General features: G+C 49.3%; 18 protein-coding genes. 12 read left to right on the top strand and 6 right to left on the bottom strand.

Annotated features, from left to right (window positions below):
* Positions 1-66: 66 nt before the first annotated feature.
* The 7 genes from CFF01_RS00090 to CFF01_RS00060 all read left to right on the top strand — a co-directional run bounded on the left by CFF01_RS00090 (position 67) and on the right by CFF01_RS00060 (position 7,517).
* Positions 67-528: a GNAT family N-acetyltransferase gene (locus tag CFF01_RS00090; RefSeq protein ID WP_088903469.1), complete on the top strand. Its 462-nt coding sequence runs from the start codon at positions 67-69 to the stop codon at positions 526-528.
* A gap of 10 nt (positions 529-538) precedes the next feature.
* Positions 539-1,003, top strand: a complete 465-nt coding sequence (gene ybaK, locus CFF01_RS00085; protein ID WP_088903468.1) for a Cys-tRNA(Pro) deacylase — start codon at positions 539-541, stop codon at positions 1,001-1,003.
* A gap of 101 nt (positions 1,004-1,104) precedes the next feature.
* The gene (locus tag CFF01_RS00080; RefSeq protein ID WP_088903467.1) at positions 1,105-2,223 is read left to right on the top strand and encodes a GGDEF domain-containing protein; all 1,119 of its coding nucleotides are present in this window, start codon (positions 1,105-1,107) and stop codon (positions 2,221-2,223) included.
* Positions 2,224-2,373: 150 nt separating this feature from the next.
* Positions 2,374-2,619 carry a sulfurtransferase TusA gene (gene tusA, locus CFF01_RS00075; protein WP_033538934.1) on the top strand — a complete coding sequence of 82 codons (246 nt, stop codon included), beginning with the start codon at positions 2,374-2,376 and terminating at the stop codon, positions 2,617-2,619.
* A 179-nt stretch (positions 2,620-2,798) separates the two neighbouring features.
* A complete protein-coding gene (locus tag CFF01_RS00070) occupies positions 2,799-3,233 on the top strand; it encodes an MOSC domain-containing protein (RefSeq protein ID WP_088903466.1) in 435 nt (144 codons plus the stop codon).
* Between the two features lie 227 nt (positions 3,234-3,460).
* Complete coding sequence (locus CFF01_RS00065) at positions 3,461-6,643, top strand: amidohydrolase family protein (protein WP_088903465.1); 3,183 nt, start codon at positions 3,461-3,463, stop codon at positions 6,641-6,643.
* A 235-nt stretch (positions 6,644-6,878) separates the two neighbouring features.
* A complete protein-coding gene (locus tag CFF01_RS00060) occupies positions 6,879-7,517 on the top strand; it encodes a hypothetical protein (RefSeq protein WP_088903464.1) in 639 nt (212 codons plus the stop codon).
* A 5-nt stretch (positions 7,518-7,522) separates the two neighbouring features.
* Here the strand turns inward: CFF01_RS00060 and CFF01_RS00055 are convergent, their stop codons facing one another.
* Positions 7,523-8,092: a DNA-3-methyladenine glycosylase I gene (locus CFF01_RS00055; RefSeq protein WP_088903463.1), complete on the bottom strand. Its 570-nt coding sequence runs from the start codon at positions 8,090-8,092 to the stop codon at positions 7,523-7,525.
* Between the two features lie 109 nt (positions 8,093-8,201).
* On the opposite strand from CFF01_RS00055, the gene glyQ reads away from it, so the two are divergent.
* The 5 genes from glyQ (at position 8,202) to pxpA (ending at position 13,623) form a co-directional block, all read left to right on the top strand.
* Complete coding sequence (gene glyQ / locus CFF01_RS00050) at positions 8,202-9,107, top strand: glycine--tRNA ligase subunit alpha (RefSeq protein WP_033538938.1); 906 nt, start codon at positions 8,202-8,204, stop codon at positions 9,105-9,107.
* Positions 9,108-9,119: 12 nt separating this feature from the next.
* Positions 9,120-11,189, top strand: coding sequence for a glycine--tRNA ligase subunit beta (gene glyS / locus CFF01_RS00045; RefSeq protein WP_088905830.1), 2,070 nt, complete (start codon positions 9,120-9,122; stop codon positions 11,187-11,189).
* A 127-nt stretch (positions 11,190-11,316) separates the two neighbouring features.
* Positions 11,317-11,976, top strand: a complete 660-nt coding sequence (gene pxpB, locus CFF01_RS00040) for a 5-oxoprolinase subunit PxpB (RefSeq protein ID WP_088903462.1) — start codon at positions 11,317-11,319, stop codon at positions 11,974-11,976.
* Positions 11,973-12,905 (top strand): 5-oxoprolinase subunit C family protein, encoded by a 933-nt coding sequence (locus tag CFF01_RS00035; protein ID WP_088903461.1) that lies wholly within the window; start codon positions 11,973-11,975, stop codon positions 12,903-12,905. The genes pxpB and CFF01_RS00035 overlap by 4 nt, the downstream gene beginning before the upstream one ends.
* Positions 12,895-13,623 (top strand): 5-oxoprolinase subunit PxpA, encoded by a 729-nt coding sequence (gene pxpA, locus CFF01_RS00030; RefSeq protein WP_088903460.1) that lies wholly within the window; start codon positions 12,895-12,897, stop codon positions 13,621-13,623. Before CFF01_RS00035 ends, pxpA begins: the two co-directional genes overlap by 11 nt.
* Positions 13,624-13,638: 15 nt before the next feature.
* On the opposite strand, the gene CFF01_RS00025 is transcribed toward pxpA, so the two are convergent.
* The 5 genes from CFF01_RS00025 to dnaA all read right to left on the bottom strand — a co-directional run bounded on the left by CFF01_RS00025 (position 13,639) and on the right by dnaA (position 20,590).
* On the bottom strand, positions 13,639-14,367 hold the full coding sequence (locus CFF01_RS00025) for a hypothetical protein (protein WP_088903459.1): 729 nt from the start codon (positions 14,365-14,367) through the stop codon (positions 13,639-13,641).
* Between the two features lie 128 nt (positions 14,368-14,495).
* Complete coding sequence (gyrB, locus tag CFF01_RS00020; RefSeq protein WP_088903458.1) at positions 14,496-16,913, bottom strand: DNA topoisomerase (ATP-hydrolyzing) subunit B; 2,418 nt, start codon at positions 16,911-16,913, stop codon at positions 14,496-14,498.
* A 16-nt stretch (positions 16,914-16,929) separates the two neighbouring features.
* Entirely contained in the window at positions 16,930-18,012 is a 1,083-nt protein-coding gene (gene recF, locus CFF01_RS00015; protein WP_033538944.1) for a DNA replication/repair protein RecF, read from the bottom strand.
* 75 nt (positions 18,013-18,087) lie between these two features.
* Positions 18,088-19,188, bottom strand: coding sequence for a DNA polymerase III subunit beta (gene dnaN, locus CFF01_RS00010; protein WP_033538945.1), 1,101 nt, complete (start codon positions 19,186-19,188; stop codon positions 18,088-18,090).
* Positions 19,189-19,207: 19 nt separating this feature from the next.
* Complete coding sequence (gene dnaA / locus CFF01_RS00005) at positions 19,208-20,590, bottom strand: chromosomal replication initiator protein DnaA (RefSeq protein WP_088903457.1); 1,383 nt, start codon at positions 20,588-20,590, stop codon at positions 19,208-19,210.
* Positions 20,591-20,701: the final 111 nt, after the last annotated feature.

The raw sequence follows: 20,701 nt of genomic DNA, 5'->3' as shown, positions 1-20,701 counted from the left end.
ACCTTTATCTTAATTCCCACTGCTGTATTATCGACTAGAGTTAACCCGGTTAAGGCAAAATGAGCAGTGAAGATCATAAAGCTGATAGAGCAACCAGAGGCGATCGAACAACTCGCCTACTGGTATCATAGTGAGTGGGGACACTTGGGCTGCAATCGAACCCAGTCCGAACTGGTTCATAGCCTGGGCCAATACTTGCAATATCAGGGGATTCCACAGCTTTGGCTCGCGCAGGATGAAAACCAACCCATTGGAGCCATACAATTAAGATACCAAGAGAACAGCAACTATCCCTCTGATAGCGTCTGGCTAGGAGGCATCTATGTGGTGGAGCAACACAGAGGAAAAGGAGTGGCGACCAAGCTGGTCCGCGAGGCACAAGACTATGCAGCCAGCCTTAACGTTAAGACACTCTACCTACAAACCGAAGCGAAAAACCTCGCCCTCTATCACAACCTAGGCTGGCAAATTGTCGCTACACTAAGCTACTGTGACCTCACAATTAATGTAATGGCCAAAAACCTGTAAAGAGAGCTCCATGACACCCGCTACCAAAACGTTAGACAAGGCTAAAATAGCCTACAAAATAAATGAATATCAACATGATGCCAGTGCAAGCGCCTATGGTCTCGAAGCGGCAGAGAAACTTAATTTACCCACAGATCAAGTCTTTAAAACCTTAGTAGCCGAGCTCGATAGTGGCGCTCTCGTTGTGGCCATCATCCCTGTCGATAAAAAGCTAAATATGAAACAGCTGGCCAAGGCCGCAAAGGCAAAAAAAGCGGCTATGGCAGCTCCGGACAAGGTGCAACGTTCTACAGGTTATGTTCTCGGCGGCGTCAGCCCTATCGGTCAAAAAAAACGCCTAGCCACCTTTATCCATGCCAGCGCAGAAACTCTAGAATCCATTTACGTCAGTGGCGGCCGTCGCGGCTTAGATATCCAACTCTCGCCCCAAGATCTACAAGCTTTAACTTATGCAACAATGGTAGATTTGACATAGACAAGGAAACAACTTCATCGAACGTTAAGTTAGCTATACTATAAAAACTTAAGTGCAATTTAAAATTATTGATAGATACATTCATAGCAAATGGAGTTGGAATGAATCAAACTAATCAAACTCTTTTTGAACAGATGCGGATTACCGAACTAGAAATAGAGTTTCGTAAATCACTTTTTCTTCTTACAACACAAGATACCAAACTATTAGCGTCTTGCCGGCCAACTATTCAGTTATATATCAATGATATTGTCGAAGAGTTTTACTCGATGCAAACTGATGTGTCTGAGATAGCGCTATTAATTGGTGACTCAGACACTTTAGAGCGTCTGCGGGCTGCACAAAAGCGATATGTACAAGATTTATTTCTAGGGGAATACGATCTCGAATATGTTAATAATCGATTGAGAATAGGCCTAGTCCATAAGCGTATCGGAGTTGAACCAAAGCTCTATCTATCCGCAGTACATACCCTTAAAAATTTAATTAATAAGAATATAAATAAGGCCTTTAAAAAGGATCCGGCTAAAGCTGAAGCCGTTATACTCGCTCTCGATAAATTAATCCTCTTCGACGTTAGCCTGGTTTTCGACACTTACATCAGAAGCCTAGTATCAGAAATAGAAACGGCAAAACAAAAAGCTGAGACATATGCCAACAACATGGAGACAAAAGTAAAAGAGCGAACCCAACAACTTGAAGAATTATCACGTACAGACCCGCTTACAGGATTACTAAACGTACGTCATCTAAACGAGATAGTAACCAGAATTCTTAGAGCAGCACAGCGTCGATTAGAGCCCGTTAGTATCTGCTATATTGATATCAATGATTTCAAAAAGATAAACGACACTCAAGGACATCAGGCTGGCGATAATATTCTGCAAAATATTGCCAAAATTATTGCAAGCGCGGTACGAGGAGAAGATTGTTGCTTCCGCTACGGTGGAGATGAGTTTTGTATTGTATTACCAAACTGTAATGCAACAGACGTTCAAAGTGAATTTATAATCAGGTTAGAAAAAAAACTTAAACAAGAGTTGGTTCCTGTGACGCTCAGTTATGGGATCGTAGATACTGGCCCACAACACTATATGGAAGCCAGCGAAATAATTAACCTTGCAGACAGCAAAATGTATCAACATAAACGAAACTTGAAATCTATACCGACAAGTACAGACAAAAAGAACCTCGTGAAATTGGATTCAATAAAACGTTAATCCAATGTTCCACGTGAAACACTCCGCTATGATTTATCCCAATCAGTAATAGCTCACAAAATTCTGAACGCAACTTGGCACAACGGTGTGGCTAGCGTAATATTAGTCCCTTCTGTTTAACCAGGTCTCACACCAGTTAAGGTTTATGATATGAGCGATCCCTTTGCACAAGCACAACACCAACTCGATGCCCTTGGGTTGCGTTGTCCAGAGCCTGTCATGATGGTGAGAAAGTCTGTCCGTAAGATGAGCGAGGGCGAAACCTTGTTAATCATCGCTGACGACCCGGCCACCACAAGGGACATCCCAAGCTTCTGCGAATTTATGGACCACACCCTGATTGCGAGCCAGACCGAATCGACGCCCTATCGCTATCTGATCAAAAAAGGGCTCTGATCCGCTAACCTTAACAGCTAACCACTCTTCTATCCCCTTCGCAGACACTCGGCAGTGACTTACATACAGTGTTTGCCATAGGCTTAGCCAATACCCAGATTAGTCCCACCGATAGCGCTTGCCAGCAGTTTGAGTCGCAGTTTACACTGAGAGTCGGCTTTCAAAAGGATTGAGATAAGATGGCAAGTTTACAAGGCATTAGCTACAAGGTTGTAAAGGGTGGTCCAATGCTTGAAACCTCGGCGGCATTAGTGACTACAAGTACAGGAGTCGCACAGGACGTTTTTGGTAAACCAGGCAAACGGCAGGTCACCCTGCTTTCATCCCTCCAGTGGATGCAGGCCTGCAATGACTTAGGTGTCGATCTCCACTGGACAGCCCGCAGAGCCAATCTACTCATAGATGGCATCAATTTCGGTCCACAAGACAAGGGGAAAATCATCCAGATCGGCGCGTTGCAGCTAGAGATCACTGGCGAGACAGATCCCTGTAAGAAGATGGAAAAAGTCAGCCAAGGATTAGAAGCAGCCTTACGCCCAGACTGGCGTGGCGGCGTAACCTGCCGCGTTCTCAATGATGCCGAAATAAGTATCGGTGATACCGTCACCCTCTAGCATTCAGTGCAATAAAGCCCTTTCTGCCGGCAGCCTTTCTTGGGCTGCCTAGCTCCCTCTTTACGCTCACCACGATCCGCGATTACTGTCATTACATTCACTAAATGTCACAGAATTTAGGTTTTACTGTTATCAAATTTATGCGATAACTAACGCTGATTGTATACACTCCCCTCTGTATTCGTGTTAAGCACCCAACTAAGGATAATAATGAACTGGGAACTCCTATGCTAAAACAAAAAATCACACCTCTATGCGCGGCAATCGTTCTAAGCTTTTCGCTACCGAGCTGGGCCACTGAAACTGATACCCCAAGCTGGCAAGTCAATGTTCCGGCAAATGCGCCGTTAGAGCAGGTGAAAATTGATGTCACCGAAGGTACCTGGATGAACGTCAGTGTCAGTCCAGACGGCAAACATATAGTGTTCGACCTCTTAGGCGATATCTATCAGATGCCTATCGAAGGGGGCGAAGCCAAACCCTTAGCCCAAGGCATCGCCTGGCAGATGCAACCCGTCTACAGTCCAGATGGTAAATATATCGCTTTTACGTCAGATGAAGATGGCGGAGACAATATCTGGGTGATGAATGCCGATGGCAGCAACCCTCGCCCTGTCACCAAAGAAACCTTCCGCCTGCTAAACAGCCCAGCGTGGAGCCCAGACTCTCAATACCTTATCGGTCGTAAACACTTCACCGGCAGTCGTAGTCTGGGAGCAGGCGAAGTCTGGCTATATCATGTTGCCGGCGGCACAGGAGTAAAACTTACCGAGCGACCAAACGAGCAGAAAGATTTGGGTGAACCGGCCTACTCACCGGATGGGCGCTATGTCTACTTCAGCCAGGACGCGACACCGGGTAAGACCTTTCACTACTCTAAAGACTCTGTCAAAGGCATCTATAAGATCAAACGTTACGACACCCAAACCGGTGACATAGAGGTATTGATTGAGGGTACCGGCGGCGCGATTCGGCCAACCCCTAGCCCAGATGGAACTAAGCTGGCCTATATTAAACGCGACGGCTTCCAATCGACCTTATACCTTCTGGATCTAAAGTCGGGCGAGAAGACCAAGCTGTATGACAAGTTAGATCGTGATATGCAGGAAACCTGGGCCATCCATGGTGTTTACCCCACCATGAGCTGGACTGCCGATAATCAGGAGTTGGTGTTCTGGGCTGGTGGTAAGATCAATCGCTTAGATGTAGAGAGCAAGTCGGTTAAAGAGATACCTTTCAAGGTCAAAACTGAGCTGGCTGTACAACCCTCTGTGCGCTTCAAACAGAATATCGACCTGGATAGCTTTGACGTTAAGATGCTGCGCATGGCACAGGTGTCACCCGATGGCGAGAAGGTTATCTATGAGGCGCTGGGCAAATTATGGGTTAAGCGTCTGCCTGATGGAAAGGTGTCTCGCCTAACGGACCTTGATGACGATATTAGAGAACTATACCCTCAGTGGTCTCGCGACGGTAAGAAGGTCGTCTTCACTACTTGGGACGATGAAAACCAAGGCAGTGTGCGCATAGTCAATGCACGAGGTGGACGCAGCAAAACCTTGACCCAAGAGCCTGGAAAATATGTCGAACCCACCTTCTCACCCGACGGTGAGCAAGTGGTCTATCGCAAAATCAAAGGCGGTAACATTACCCCACGCACCTGGTCACAAGAGCCTGGCCTTTATGTTGTCGATACCAAAGGCAAAGAGAGCCGTAAGATCACTCCTGATGGCTATCAACCACAATTTGGCGCCGAATCAGACCATGTCTACTTCATGGACTACGGCGAAACACCCCAGCTAGCCTCAATCAACCTGCACGGTTTCCAGAAGCGGGTGCATTACACTAGCAAGCATGCCACCGAATTTAGAGTCTCTCCAGATGGTAAACAATTGGCCTTCGCCGAACGTTTCAAGGTCTGGGTAACGCCCTTCGCCAAGCATGGCGAAACCATAGAGATAGGCCCTAAGGCAGACAATTTGCCAGTGACTCAGTTAAGTGTTCGCGCCGGTGAAAGCATCAGCTGGAGTGGCAAAAGCGACCAACTCTACTGGACCCTAGGCCCAGAACTGTACCAGATGGATGTTGATGCCGATTATCAGGCAGATGAAAAGGCGGCTTCTGTTGAACCCAAGATCACCCAAATAGGTTTCGAGAAGAAGGCTGATGTTCCACGTGGAACAGTTGCCTTTGTCGGCGGTCAGGTGATCACCATGGAAGATGACAAGGTGATCGACAATGGTATCGTCATCGTTGAGAACAACAAGATCCTTACCGTAGGTGATGCCAATACCGAGATTCCTAAAGGAGCCCAGGTAATCGATATCAAAGGCAAGACCATCATGCCAGGACTGTTCGATGCTCACGCTCACGGCTCTCAAGGTGAAAATGAGATCATCCCACAGCAAAACTGGGAACTCTACGCCAACCTAGCGCTGGGGGTGACGAGCATTCACGATCCTTCAAACGACACCACTGAGATCTTCGCCGCCTCTGAGCAGCAGAAGGCTGGCAAGATAGTCGGCCCGAGAATCTTCTCTACCGGCACAATTCTCTACGGCGCCAACATGCCGGGCTACACCTCTCACATCGACTCCTTGGACGATGCCAAGTTCCACCTGGAACGCCTAAAGAAGGTCGGCGCCTTTAGCGTTAAGAGCTACAACCAGCCAAGACGTAACCAGCGTCAGCAGGTGATTGCTGCAGCCAGAGAGCTGGAGATGATGGTGGTACCAGAAGGCGGTAGCCTGCTGCAACATAACCTCACCATGATCGCCGATGGCCATACCACGGTTGAGCACTCTCTACCGGTGGGTGCCATTTATAGTGACGTAAAACAGCTCTGGAGCCATACCGATGTTCACTACACCCCAACACTGGTTGTGGCCTATGGCGGCATCTCGGGTGAGAACTATTGGTACGACAAGACAGATGTCTGGGCTCACCCGCGCCTATCTAAGTATGTGCCAGGCGATCTGCTGCAGGCGCGCTCGATGCGTCGCCCTACTGCGCCCGATGGTCACTATAACCACTTCAATGTTGCCCGTGTCGCTAATGAACTCAACGAGCTCGGCGTTAAGCCAAACATTGGTGCCCATGGTCAGCGCGAAGGTTTAGCGGCCCATTGGGAGATGTGGATGTTTGCTCAGGGGGGCATGAGTAATATGGAAGTGCTCAAGACGGCTACCATTAATCCGGCAGAGACCTTTGGTATGGATCACCAGCTAGGCTCCATTAAAGCAGGTAAGTTAGCAGATCTAATCGTCATCGATGGTAATCCGCTGGAAGATATTCGCGTAACCGACAGGGTGACCTATACCATGGTGAACGGCAAGTTGTTCGACGCCGAATCGATGAACCAACTCAATGGGGACAAAACGCAGCGCAAACCGTTTTTCTTCGAACTTTAGATCAATTTTTAATTTTAAAATCTGGCTAAGATAAGCCACAAATTTTAATTTCATCAAAATTTTAAATTGATTCAAAAGTGAGTCTATGAACAGGTAAAGGGTGTTCCACGTGGAACACCTTTTTTATGTTTCATTGGAGTCAGGTCTCACATCTTTACATCTGATGATAAATCAGCCTAAGCTAATCGACTGTTCGGCTCAATCGGAAGAGCCCCACCGAAAAGGAATTTAAACGATGAAATCTATCACATTCACCTTATTGCTCCTCTTAAGCCTCTCAGCCATTGCCTACCTGATCTTTGAAGAGCGTCAAGATGGTCAGTCTCAAGACAAACTTGCCACCGAGACCAACAGCCCCACGAGCGAAAAAACAAAGCAGTTTGCAAGCGAGGCCTTACCCACTGAGCAAGGGATCGCACAACCACAATCAGATGATAACCATAGTGGCAATCAGGCACCTTTGGTAATCACCTCATCGAAACAACTGGTTGCTCAGATGATAGATGACAATGACATTATTGATGGGCAACAGGTTACAAAACTACTTAACGGTGATTTCGCTGACTATGTCGATCTTATCCAGTCCCAGGAAAACCAGGACGAGATGGGGAGTAAACGCCAGTCTTCATTAGCAGACAGTTTGGCCAACCTGCAAGAGACCCTATATAGTGAAAAATACGCCTGTGCGGGGCGAATCTGCACCTTAAGCCTGACAACCGACACAATGAGTCAACAAAGCATTGATAAATTGAGTGAATTTGATAAGAACTATGCATTTATCAAGCAGACTCAACTCGACACTGGCGAGACACTGTTTCAGGCCATCTATCTACAAACAGATGACCCATCCACTATGCGGTTTAAAGGTTATTAAGCACCTTAGTTAGGCTTATCTTGATAGCAGAAACAGTCGGCGGTGTGGTCGTTCACCATGCCCACCGCCTGCATGAAGGCATAGCAGATAGTCGGCCCAACAAAGTTAAATCCTAATTTTTTCAACGCCTTTGACATAGCCTCAGACTCTGGCGTCTGCGCCGGAAGCTGATCCAATCGTTGAAAATGATTGAGCTTGGGCTGCCCGCCGACAAAGCTCCAGAGAAACTCAGAAAAATCATTGCCCTGCTCGACAAAAGTGATATATCCCTTGGCATTTTTGATGATGGAATTGATCTTGAGCCGATTACGAATTATGCCGGGATTTTGTAGTAATTCCTCTACTTTAGCCTCATCAAACTGAGCGATCACATAGGGGTCAAAATCGGCAAATGCCGCCTCATAATTTTGTTGCTTCTTGAGTATTGTGATCCAGGAGAGTCCTGCCTGCTGACCATCCAGACAGAGCTTGGCAAACAGCTCTTTACTGTCATACACGGGACGACCCCAAACCTTATCATGATAGGCTTGATAAAGCGGATCTTCGCTAACCCAGCCACAACGCTTTACATCCATGGTGTTTTTTCCCAATTTTCCGCCGTTAAGGTAAAAAATAACCTACATAAGCCTTTTTCAACAAGGTATAATCGAAACCATTTTCTATCACAAGCCGACAGTAGTAGACATGACGACGAAACATGACGTAAAAACATTCCAGGGTTTCATCTTAACCCTGCAGGAATACTGGGCGCAGCAAGGTTGCGCCATCGTTCAGCCGCTGGACATGGAAGTAGGTGCGGGCACCTTCCACCCCATGACATTCTTACGTTCTCTTGGCCCTGAGCCGATGAGCAGCGCCTATGTTCAGCCATGTCGCCGTCCTACCGATGGTCGTTACGGTGAAAACCCTAACCGCCTGCAGCACTACTATCAGTTCCAGGTGGTTCTCAAGCCCTCTCCAAGCAACATCCAAGAACTCTACCTAGGTTCTCTAGAGGCACTAGGGGTCGACATGGGCATTCATGATGTTCGCTTCGTTGAAGACAACTGGGAATCTCCAACTCTGGGTGCCTGGGGCCTTGGCTGGGAAGTCTGGCTTAACGGCATGGAAGTGTCTCAGTTCACCTACTTCCAACAGGTCGGTGGCCTGGAATGTAGCCCTGTAACAGGCGAGATCACCTATGGCCTTGAGCGTCTGGCTATGTATATCCAGGAAGTCGACAGTGTCTATGATCTAGTCTGGACCGATGGTCCTATGGGCAAGATCATGTACGGCGATGTGTTCCATCAGAACGAAGTCGAGCAATCTACTTACAACTTCGAGCACGCCAACGTCGAGGTGCTATTCAAGCAATTTGACGATTGCGAGAAGGCCTGTAACGAGCTATTGGCATTAGAAACGCCACTTCCCCTGCCTGCCTATGAGCAGGTAATGAAAGCCTCGCATGCCTTCAACCTGCTCGATGCGCGCCACGCTATTTCGGTTACCGAACGTCAGCGTTACATTCTGCGCGTACGCACCATGGCCAAGTCAGTGGCTGAGTCCTATTATCAAGCCCGTGAAGCACTCGGCTTCCCAATGTGTAAGTAGAGGTATATGAAGATGAAATTTGAAAACTTACTCATTGAAGTAGGCACAGAAGAGTTACCGCCAAAATCGCTAAAAACCTTAGCCGAATCTTTCTTGGCCAATTTTGAAGAAGAGCTACAGAAGGCTGAATTAAGCTACGAATCGGCAACCTGGTATGCTGCGCCTCGTCGTCTGGCGTTAAAGATCAATGCCCTGGTATCAGCTCAAGCCGACAAAGTCGTTGAAAAGCGCGGCCCAGCAATCGCCCAGGCCTTCGATGCCGATGGCAACCCGACCAAAGCCGCTATGGGCTGGGCTCGTGGTAATGGCATCACAGTCGAGCAGGCCGAGCGTCTGACCACTGACAAAGGCGAATGGTTATTACACAAGGCCAAGGTGGTCGGTGTTGAAACCAAGTCACTGGTTGCCGACATGGCTCAGCGCGCCCTAGATAAGCTGCCGATCCCTAAGCCGATGCGTTGGGGCAGCAGCAAGACCCAATTTATTCGTCCGGTACATACAGTTACCATGCTGATGGGCAGCGAGCTGATCCCTGGTGAGTTACTGGGTATTGAGTCGGCGCGCACCATCCGTGGCCACCGCTTCATGGGTGTCGATACCTTTGAATTAGATCATGCCGACAACTATCTCACTGCACTGGAAACCCAGGGCAAGGTAAAGGCTGATTATCAGGCGCGTATGGCCCTGATCAAAGCCGATGCCCAGGCGGCAGCCAGCGCCATCGGTGGTATCGCAGAAATCGATGAGGATCTACTGGAAGAGGTTACCTCTCTAGTCGAGTGGCCCGTGGTTCTCACCGCTAACTTCGAAGAGAAGTTCCTCGACGTGCCAGCAGAAGCCTTGGTCTACACCATGAAAGGCGACCAGAAATACTTCCCGGTATTCGATAACGCAGGCACCCTGCTGCCTCACTTTATCTTCGTGACAAACATAGAATCGAAAGATCCTGCACAGATCATCGCAGGTAACGAGAAAGTGGTTCGCCCACGCCTTGCCGACGCCGAATTCTTCTTCGAAACCGACAAGAAGCATAGTCTGGAATCACGTCTCGCCAGCCTAGAAACCGTGGTCTTCCAGCAGCAACTCGGAACCATCAAAGACAGAGTCGAGCGCATCTCTGCCCTAGCCGCATTTGTGGCACAAGGTATTGGCGCCGATAGCGAACAGGCAGCACGCGCCGGCCTACTCTCTAAGTCAGATCTCATGACCAACATGGTGATGGAGTTTACCGATCTGCAGGGTACCATGGGCATGCATTATGCTCGCCTGGATGGTGAAACCGAGGCGGTTGCACTGGCACTTGAAGAGCAGTACAAGCCGAAATTCTCAGGCGACACTGTACCGACCGCCACTATCTCTATCTCTGTGGCGTTGGCTGAAAAGCTCGATACCTTAGTGGGTATCTTCGGTATTGGTCAGGCCCCTAAAGGCGCTGCTGACCCATTCGCCCTACGCCGCGCTGCTATCGGTATTTTGCGTATCTGCGTCGAAAACAATTTACCACTAGACCTGGTCGATTTGATTGCCAAGGCACAAGAGCTTCATGGTGATAACCTCAGCAATGCCGACACCGCAGAGCAGGTACTGGAGTTCTTGATGGGTCGTTTCCGCGCCTGGTACCAAGATCAAGGCATCAGCGTCGATGTGATCCTGGCGGTACTGGCTCGTCGTCCAACCTCGCCAGCCGATTTTGACAGCCGCATCAAGGCTGTTACCCACTTCAGAAGCCTGGAACAAGCTGCCGCTTTGGCCGCTGCCAACAAGCGTGTATCCAACATTCTGGCCAAGGTTGAGGGTGATATCGCCAGCGATATCGACAGCAGTTTGCTACAAGAGAGCGCCGAACAAGCTCTGGCAAACAAGCTTAACGAGCTACAACCTCAGCTTGAGCCCCTGTTTGCCAATGCTGATTATCAACAGGCACTGGCCCTGCTGGCTAGCCTGCGTGAAAGCGTCGACACCTTCTTCGAAGATGTGATGGTGATGGCTGATGACGAAGCTCTCAAGCAAAACCGTCTGGCGCTGCTGGCAAAATTAAGAGCCCAGTTCCTGCACGCCGCCGATATCTCGCTGCTGCAGTAACTCTCTGCCGGTGAAACAAAAAACGCATCCTCAGGGATGCGTTTTTTTATGTCCGGACATGGAATAATGGCTATTGCGACGCAAGCTGGTTAGACTAAATCCATCATATTCACTCGCAGGTTAAGTTGTGGCGTTACAGACTCAAATCTATCCCCTAGGCGAACGCGCTCTCGTATTAGATCCCTCCCCCCTCGAGGCCCTATCTTGGGAGCTACAAGCCAAGTTGTGCTGGTTAGCCGCAGAACTGCGCCTCGACAACAGATTGCTAGAAGTCATTCCAGGGATGAATAACCTGACACTGGTGGTTAAAGAACCCGGGCAGCTCAAATCTGTCAAGGCCAAACTCGATGAGCTTTGGCAACGGGCACCAGACACAGCCTTTGAGCCACAAACCGTCACACTACCGGTCAGCTATGGGGGTGAGTTTGGCCCGGATCTTATCAAGGTCGCTCAATATCATAACATCCCCCCCGAAGAGGTCGTTCACCTGCACACCCAGGCCAGCTACAAGGTATTCTTCATTGGTTTTCAGCCTGGATTTGCCTATCTTGAAGGTCTCCCGCACGCGCTACATACCCCTAGGCTGGCAACCCCCAGGCTAAAGATCCCAGCAGGCTCAGTTGGCATCGGCGGCGAACAGACGGGGGTCTACCCTTTAGCCAGTCCCGGCGGCTGGCAGCTCATAGGTCAAACCCAAATGCCGCTGTTCGATCCCCTTAGTGATATCCCCTGCCGACTCGCTCCCGGCGATATCGTTCGCTTCCAGGCAAAGGAGATCTACCTATGATAAGGCTCGCTCAGATTAGCGGACTGGCCAGCATTCAAGATCTCGGCAGGCAGGGACTGGGGCACCTAGGCATCCCAAGTGGTGGCGCCATGGATAGATTTGCCTTGATACTCGCCAATCGTCTACTAGGCAATGATGACACCGCCGCTGGCATAGAGTTGTCCTCAGGCGTGTATGAACTCGTCTTCGACATCCCGAGTTGGGTTGCCCTGTGCGGCGCCCCCTTCGAAGCCAACATAGACTCGCGCCCCTTATGGAACGGTTGGCGTGGGCGCATTAATCCGGGGGAACGCTTAACCATACGTGGCCCCAAGCAAGGTGTGTGGGGCTACCTCGCCGTACTCGGTGGTATTCAAGTCCCTAGCGTCCTTGGCGGATGCGGCACTTTTTTGGCCGGTCAATTTGGCGGTCATCAGGGCAGACCACTCATGTCTGGGGACATGCTGGCGTTAAACCCTGCAACCGAAGCAGGTTTCAGCCGCCCGGTGGGCGCGGTACAAAGGGCCAATGATGGGATATTACGCGCCCTACCCGGGCCGGAAATGACCCGCTTTAGCGACCAAGATCGCAAAGCCTTCTGGCATCATAGTTGGACTGTGTCGCAACAGAGTGATCGTATGGGGACTCGACTCGATAGTCAGGCTCTCACTTCGGCTAAAAACCTGAGTTTACGCTCCCACGCCGTATTGCCAGGCGTAGTTCAGATACCACCTGGTGGCCAACCCATAGTGCTTCAGGCCGACGCACAAACCAGTGGTGGCTATCCCAGAATGGCGGTGGTGATCGAGGCTGATAGATGGAAACTAGCGCAGTGTCGAAGCGGTCAAAAGGTGAGTTTTCAGCATGTGAGTCCGAACCAGGTGGAAGAGGCGAATCTGGAATGGCAACACTATTTCTATCGTTTAGCGAGGGCAATGGATGGCAGTTAATCCACTCAAAATAGACCTTAATGCCGATCTCGGCGAAGGGGGCACACAAGATGAGGCGCTTATGCCGCTGATATCTTCGGCCAATATCGCCTGCGGCGGTCATGCCGGCGATACCCAATCCATGCGCCGTACCTTATTACTAGCCAAGCAGTATGGTGTCAATGTCGGCGCCCACCCCAGCTATCCTGACAGAGCACACTTTGGCCGAATCTCGATGACACTCTCACCCGAGGCGCTGTACGCCACGCTCCACCAGCAAATTAGTGCCTTAAAGTCCCTGTGCGATGATTTAAGCATAAAACTGACCCATATTAAGCCCCATGGTGCCCTGTATAACGACGCCGCTAACAATAAGGCTCTGGGCCAAATTATCATAAGAGTGATAAAAGCTATCGACCCCAGACTCAAACTGATGATCCTCGCCGGAAGCCCATTGGTGGAACAAGCCAAAGCCGCTGGCATAGAGGTGATAGAGGAAGCCTTTGCCGATAGAAGCTACCTGGCCGATGGTACCCTGGCCCCCCGTTCTCAGCCAGGCGCGGTATTGCATGATGCAGATAAGATGCTGGCTCAGGTTAGCGCCATAATAGAGCGGCGCCAACTGACCGCCATCACTGGCGAGACTATTCCATGCTCTGCCACCAGCCTTTGTCTACATGGAGACAATCAAGAAGCGCTGAGGTTTGCTAAGCTGATCCGCTCTTACGTGCAACAATGAGCCAAACGAGACGACTCAGCGTTTATGGTAAATAAGCAAGAGATCGCCACTGGCGGTGGAAACACCGGTTATCTCTAACTCGGGATGGCTCTGCTGGTAGCGATCAATATAGTCTCGAAGAAAGGTCACAGAGTCGTGATTTGCCCTCAGCAGACAAGCATCCTGCTTACAATAGTGATAACTCACTCTTAACTCACTAAAATCGTCACCCCAATTATCAGCATACTCGCCATCGCTCTGGTTAAATTCCTCGACCTTAAGCTCCATAAGCTGATCAGGGTCATCCAACATCAGGGCGTTATACTCAGGCGGTGAGGCCAGAAAATAGGGATCGCCCTCATTTTCAAAATAGAGATAAGCTGTACCATCTCGCATAAAAGGACCAGCTTCGCGCCGATACTGACGTAGGAGATCGGCATAGTCAGCGTGAGATGACGTTATCTTAAAGGGTTCAATGCTGGCAATGTCGAACTCGGTACTGGTCGCAGGCGCCTCGCTGTCCAGGTTATCGATAGTGCCAAGCTTTTGTTCACTCTCAAGGCTTGCTACCAATGTTTGCCCTGGCGTGTGAGCGGGTTTAACCTGACCACTAGCGACCGACATTGACTCGCCAGCTGTTTGAGAAGCGTAGGATTGGCTATCGATATGTGCGGTAAGGGGCTTATCGTGGTTTGCCAATGTACTCAGTAACCAGGCAAGCCCCAATATACACAGCAGTCCCCATCCTAGGTAAGTTCCTTTCATCCTTGATATCCATTTCGCAGCCAATAATTTATCTTAAGCTAAACGCCTGACCACAATATGTAAAGTGATGACTCAGATACAAAAAACCCCGGAAATATCCGGGGTTTTGAATAAATCTTAATCGCCTGTTATACGTCCAGGTTAGCAACGTTCAGGGCGTTAGATTCGATGAAGTCGCGTCGCGGCTCAACCTGATCACCCATCAAGCAGGTGAATAGCTGATCGGCGCCGATGGCATCTTCGATGGTCACTCTCAACATACGACGTGACTCTGGATCCATGGTGGTTTCCCATAATTGCTCAGGATTCATCTCACCCAATCCTTTGTAGCGCTGAATATAAAGACCACGCTTAGAATCATTCATCAACCAATCCAGCGCCTCGACAAATGAGGTGACCTCTTTCATGCGCTCACCGCGCTTCACATAGCCACCCTCTTCGATCAAACCTTCCAAGGCATTAGCCAGGCTGGTCATGCGCTGATAATCACTCGACTGTAAGAAGTCGTATGAGAACAGGTAGTTGGTATCGATACCATGCTTACGAATGGTGATCTTAGGCAGATAGACCTGACGCTCAGGGTCGAGGAACGCCTCGGCGCTAAAGATAAAGCCACCCGACTCGGCCTCTTTCAATGCTGCCACATAGTTGTCACACCACTGCTTCACCTTGGCCTCGTCGGCCAGAATGTCGCTGGTTAAGCCAGGCTGATACAACATGCGCTCGGTCAACATGATAGGGAAACGCTGCTCAAGACGATCGAAAATCGCTTCTACCTCACGGTACTGGTAGACCAGCTTTTCGAGTGGTGCACCAGACATGGCCGGAGCATCTTGTGACGGATGGATCTCACCACCGTCCAACGCCAAGTTGGTCAGGTATTCGGTCAGCGCCGGATCATCCTTCAGATACTGCTCCTGCTTACCTTTCTTCACCTTATACAGTGGTGGCTGGGCGATAAACACATAACCACGCTCGATAAGCTCAGGCATTTGACGGAAGAAGAAGGTCAACAGCAAGGTACGAATGTGCGAGCCGTCGACGTCAGCATCGGTCATGATAACGATGTTATGGTAACGCGTCTTATCGGGATCATATTCATCGCGACCGATGCCACAGCCTAATGCGGTGATAAGCGTCGCAACCTCTTGTGAAGAGAGCATCTTATCGAAACGGGCTTTCTCCACGTTAAGGATCTTACCCTTAAGCGGCAGAATCGCCTGGTTCTTACGGTTACGACCCTGCTTGGCACTACCACCCGCAGAGTCACCCTCCACTATGTAAATTTCAGAAAGCGCTGGGTCTTTCTCTTGGCAATCCGCCAGCTTACCCGGCAGACCTCCTAAATCTAAAGCGCCTTTACGACGAGTCATTTCACGGGCCTTACGGGCCGCTTCACGGGCGCGAGCCGCGTCGATGATCTTACCGACAATCAGCTTAGCCTCGTTAGGATTCTCAAGCAGGTAGTCACCTAGCTTTTCGCCCATGGTCTGCTCTACAGCCGTCTTAACCTCACTGGAAACCAGCTTGTCTTTGGTCTGAGAGCTGAACTTAGGATCTGGCACCTTAACCGAAATAACCGCAGTCAAACCTTCACGAGCATCATCGCCTGTCGCGCTGGTTTTGCCTTTCTTATTGAAACCTTCGCGGTCCATATAAGTATTTAGGTTACGCGTCAGCGCACTGCGGAAGCCCGCCAGGTGGGTACCACCATCACGCTGAGGAATGTTGTTGGTGAAACAGAAAATATTTTCCTGGAAGCCATCGTTCCACTGCATCGCAACTTCAACGGTAATACCATCTTCACGTTCTTGTACGAAGTGGAAGATCTCTTTGTTTACCGGCGTTTTGTTAATATTGAGGTAATCAACAAAGGCACTGATACCGCCTTCGTACTTGAAGAATTCATCCTTGTTGTCGCGCTCGTCGACCAGGCGAATACCAACACCTGAGTTCAGGAATGACAGCTCGCGTACACGCTTAGCCAGAATATCGAAGTGGAACTCGACATCCGAGAAGGTCTGGCTGCTTGGCCAGAAACGAATTTCAGTACCTGTATTGGTCGCGTCGCCTATCTCTTTGATCGGCTCATCTGGCTCACCCATGGTATAGAACTGCTCATACAGTTTACCTTCACGACGAATGGTTAACTGTAGCTTTTCAGACAGGGCATTAACCACTGAAACACCCACGCCGTGTAGACCACCGGATACCTTATAAGAGTTATCATCGAACTTACCGCCAGCATGCAGTACCGTCATAATGACCTGAGCTGCCGAAACCCCCTCTTCAGGGTGAATAGCAACCGGAATACCACGTCCGTCATCCTTTACCGATACTGAACCGTCGGCATGGATAGTAATGATCACGTCATTACAATGGCCCGCTAACGCCTCATCGATAGAGTTATCGACCACTTCGAACACCATGTGATGCAGACCCGTACCATCGTCGGTGTCGCCAATATACATCCCAGGTCTCTTCCGTACCGCATCAAGGCCTTTTAGTACCTTAATACTCGAAGAATCGTAACTATTCTCTGACATATTATTCTCTCGTCGGTTATTCAATTACCGTTACACGCCCTTGTTCCACATGGAACACCTTAACGGGTGGCGTGTTTAACGAATCCATTATTGCCGCAGGCTCGATAGCGGTCACAAATACTTGCGCGCCTGTATCGCTTAGCTGCTGCAGCAAGAGTTTCCTGTGCCTAGCATCCAACTCTGATGGCAAATCATCCACCAGATAAATACTGTTTTTATCTATTTGTTGTTTGAGCAACTTTCCCTGTGCAATACGCAGTGCGCACACGAGCAACTTTAATTGTCCGCGGGATAAGGCATCTTGTACCGGCAGCGTTCCGACCCTTAATCTCAGGTCAGCCTTATGGGGACCACTGGCCGTGTGTCCTGCCGCTAAATCCCTGGGATATTGCGCCTGTAACAGGGACTGATAATCAGTTTTGCTATCCCAACCTCGGGTAAAGGAAACCTTAACATCTACCTGAGGTAAAAACTCTTCGATTATACCCTTAAGTCGTTCATTTAACGAGCCTACATATCGCTTTCGTATATCCGTCACGATTTCGGCGTAACGCACTAATTCCTTATCCCAAAATTGAATTTGCTGATAGGGGGTTTCGCTTTTAAGCATCTGATTTCTATGCTTTAAAATCCGTCTAACATTCGCCCAGGCACTATAGAAGCTCTTGTCGGTATGGAAGGCACCCCAGTCAATAAACTGCCGGCGCGATTTTGGCCCCTCAAAAAGCAACGAAAAACTCTCCGGCGTGATCACTTGTATGGGTAAAGTTTCGGCCAAAGTCGACAGTCGCTTCACTCTATCACCGTTCATTTTGACTTCGGTTTCACCCGAGCGATAACGACGCAGGCCGATCTTGGTTTCTTGGTCACCCGACTCTAGGTTGGCAAACAGCGTCAGTTGATCCTGATCGCTCTTAATCACCCGCTGAGACAGATGACTGCGAAAGGAGCGCCCCATGCCCAGAAAATAGATGGCTTCGAGGACACTGGTCTTGCCGCTGCCATTTTGGCCGTAGATAAGATTCAGACCATCGCCGAGTTGCAACTGAGCACTGGCGATATTACGAAATGAATCGATATGAAGGCGAGATAGACTCATCAAATACTCGTGGAGATGGCCTGAGCCATCGAAGAAGGTGCACGCCTAACACAAAATCAGGCGTGCAGACAGACACTAGAGTCTCATAGGCATGACGACATACATCGAATCTTCTTCGACGTGGTTTTCAATCAAGGCACTGGAGTTACCATCGATAAGGGTAATACGCACATCATCGGACGGCAGGTTGTTTAGCACATCAAGCAAGTAGCTGACGTTAAAGCCAATCTCCAATGGTGTATTGTCATATTCGATATCGAGAATCTCTTCCGCTTCTTCCTGCTCTGGGTTGTTAGCGGTGATCTTAATCAGATTCTGCTCCAGCTGAACGCGTACGCCACGGAACTTCTCATTCGAGAGGATTGAGGCGCGCAGCAAGGCTTGCTTAAGCTGGTTACGACTGGCGATAACCACCTTATCACCGCCCTTAGGCAGCACACGACGATAGTCTGGGAAACGACCATCCACCAGCTTACTGGTAAACACGGCGCTTTGAGTCGTGGCGCGAATCGCATTTTCACCGATTGCCAGGGTGACATCCAGATCTTCCCCTTCAAACAGACGTTGAAGCTCGAGTACCCCTTTACGAGGCACGATCACCTGCTTCTCAGGCAAGGAGTCTTCCACCATGCGGTGGCTCAATGCCAGGCGGTGGCCGTCGGTGGCAATAGCGCGCAGCACGTTGCCTTCGGTTTCAAGCAACAAACCATTGAGGTAGTAGCGTACATCTTGGTTCGCCATGGAGAACTGGGTAGCATCGATCAGCGACTTTAAGGTGCCCTGCTTGAGGGTAAATTCGATATCCGCCTGGAAGGCATCGACATTGGGATACTCTTCCGCTGGTAGGGTCGCTAAGGTAAAACGGCTGCGGCCCGAACGTAGTAGCAGACGGTTTTCTTGCTGCTCTATCTTGAGTTCAACCTGATCGGGAAGGGATTTAACGATATCGAGAAATTTCTTGGCGGGGACTGTGGTACGCCCCTCTTGCACTTCGCCTTGTAGTTGAGCCTGGCCGACTAATTCGACCTCTAAATCTGTACCGGTCAACTTAAGTGAGTGACCACTTACTTCAACTAAAAGGTTTGCCAGAATAGGTAAGTTATGTCGTCTCTCCACCGCTCCACTCACGAGTTGAAGCGGCTTTAATAGGGCATCCCTATCAATTGAAAATTTCATCAGTTTCAATTTCCCAGATTTATGAAGATAACGTACGGATTAAGTTAGCATAATCTTCTTTAATGTCATGACTTTCTTCACGTAGCTGTGCAATTTTGCGACATGCATGCAGCACTGTCGTGTGATCACGGCCACCAAAGGCATCGCCAATCTCAGGCAAACTCTGGTTAGTTAACTCTTTCGACAATGCCATCGCCATCTGTCTTGGTCTGGCAACACTGCGTGAGCGGCGTTTAGACAGCATGTCGGCCATCTTGATCTTGTAGTATTCAGCTACGGTTTTCTGAATATTGTCTATAGTGACCAATTTTTCTTGTAGAGCCAAGAGATCTCTTAAGGCTTCACGCACAAAATCGATAGTGATCGGACGACCGGTAAAGTTAGCGTTGGCAATAACACGATTCAATGCCCCTTCCAATTCACGTACGTTCGAGCGCAGGCGCTTGGCAATAAAGAAGGCCACTTCATCGGGCAGATTGATACCACTCTCTTGTGCCTTACGCATCAAGATAGCCACACGGGTTTCTAACTCAGGCGGCTCGATTGCAACCGTTAAGCCCCAACCGAAGCGAGACTTAAGGCGATCTTCCACGCCATCGATCTCTTTAGGATAGCGATCTGAGGTCAAGATGATCTGATGATTGCCTTCTAATAAGGCATTAAAGGTATGGAAAAACTCTTCCTGGGATCTGTCTTTGTTGGCAAAGAACTGAATATCATCGATAAACAATGCATCGACGCTACGGTAATAGCGTTTGAACTCTTCGATCGCATTATTCTGTAACGCCTTCACCATATCCTGCACGAAACGCTCAGAGTGCATATAGACCACCTTGGCATCTGGCTTGTTCTTAATGATGCCATTACCAACAGCGTGCAATAGATGTGTCTTACCTAAACCAGTTCCACCATAGAGGAACAGGGGGTTATAGGCACCACCAGGGTTTTCAGACACCTGTAATGCAGCGGCCTTACCCAGCTGGTTAGACTTACCCTCGACAAAGTTATCAAACTGATAAGTCGGGTTCATATTGCTTCTGTGGTTAACCGTCGACGCAGGTTCATTGGTATTAAATGACGGCGCACTGTGCGACTTGCTGGCCGCAGGCTTAGCAGGGCTTTTAACTGAGGCAGTTTGTGCTACTGGTTTACTCGCAGGTCGGCTACCAATATCGAAACGCAGCTTGGGCGCTTCGCTACCCATCTGCTCGGTGAAGAACTGATTGATAGTATTCAGGTACTTGTCTCTCACCCAATCGAGCACGAATCGATTCGGTGCGTAAAGCACTAGAGTATCCCCGTCCATTTCGGCTTGTAACGGTCTGATCCACATACTAAATTGCTGAGCGGAAAGCTCGTCTTGTAGTCGTCCGATACATTGCTGCCAAAGTGAAACCGCCACGTACTTATCCCCAAAAGATCATACAAAAGAGGTGTATTCTATAGTGAGATCACTAGGATCGCTATCCTTTAAATGGATTTATCCCCAGTAAGATCATCTTTATTTCTTTAC

The organism is Shewanella marisflavi (assembly GCF_002215585.1).
GTDB classification, from domain to species: Bacteria; Pseudomonadota; Gammaproteobacteria; order Enterobacterales; family Shewanellaceae; genus Shewanella; species Shewanella marisflavi.
Note: the sequence above shows the minus strand (reverse complement) of the source record. Positions and strands in the feature narration are given on the sequence as shown.

Excerpts from the sequence above, each read along its gene's own strand:
- ybaK (WP_088903468.1), top strand. The coding sequence starts at position 539 with ATGACACCCGCTACCAAAACGTTAGACAAGGCTAAAATAGCCTACAAA.
- CFF01_RS00080 (WP_088903467.1), top strand. The coding sequence starts at position 1,105 with ATGAATCAAACTAATCAAACTCTTTTTGAACAGATGCGGATTACCGAA.
- tusA (WP_033538934.1), top strand. The coding sequence starts at position 2,374 with ATGAGCGATCCCTTTGCACAAGCACAACACCAACTCGATGCCCTTGGG.
- CFF01_RS00070 (WP_088903466.1), top strand. The coding sequence starts at position 2,799 with ATGGCAAGTTTACAAGGCATTAGCTACAAGGTTGTAAAGGGTGGTCCA.
- CFF01_RS00065 (WP_088903465.1), top strand. The coding sequence starts at position 3,461 with ATGCTAAAACAAAAAATCACACCTCTATGCGCGGCAATCGTTCTAAGC.
- CFF01_RS00060 (WP_088903464.1), top strand. The coding sequence starts at position 6,879 with ATGAAATCTATCACATTCACCTTATTGCTCCTCTTAAGCCTCTCAGCC.
- CFF01_RS00055 (WP_088903463.1), bottom strand. The coding sequence starts at position 8,092 with ATGGATGTAAAGCGTTGTGGCTGGGTTAGCGAAGATCCGCTTTATCAA.
- glyQ (WP_033538938.1), top strand. The coding sequence starts at position 8,202 with ATGACGACGAAACATGACGTAAAAACATTCCAGGGTTTCATCTTAACC.
- glyS (WP_088905830.1), top strand. The coding sequence starts at position 9,120 with ATGAAATTTGAAAACTTACTCATTGAAGTAGGCACAGAAGAGTTACCG.
- CFF01_RS00035 (WP_088903461.1), top strand. The coding sequence starts at position 11,973 with ATGATAAGGCTCGCTCAGATTAGCGGACTGGCCAGCATTCAAGATCTC.
- pxpA (WP_088903460.1), top strand. The coding sequence starts at position 12,895 with ATGGCAGTTAATCCACTCAAAATAGACCTTAATGCCGATCTCGGCGAA.
- CFF01_RS00025 (WP_088903459.1), bottom strand. The coding sequence starts at position 14,367 with ATGAAAGGAACTTACCTAGGATGGGGACTGCTGTGTATATTGGGGCTT.
- gyrB (WP_088903458.1), bottom strand. The coding sequence starts at position 16,913 with ATGTCAGAGAATAGTTACGATTCTTCGAGTATTAAGGTACTAAAAGGC.
- recF (WP_033538944.1), bottom strand. The coding sequence starts at position 18,012 with ATGAGTCTATCTCGCCTTCATATCGATTCATTTCGTAATATCGCCAGT.
- dnaN (WP_033538945.1), bottom strand. The coding sequence starts at position 19,188 with ATGAAATTTTCAATTGATAGGGATGCCCTATTAAAGCCGCTTCAACTC.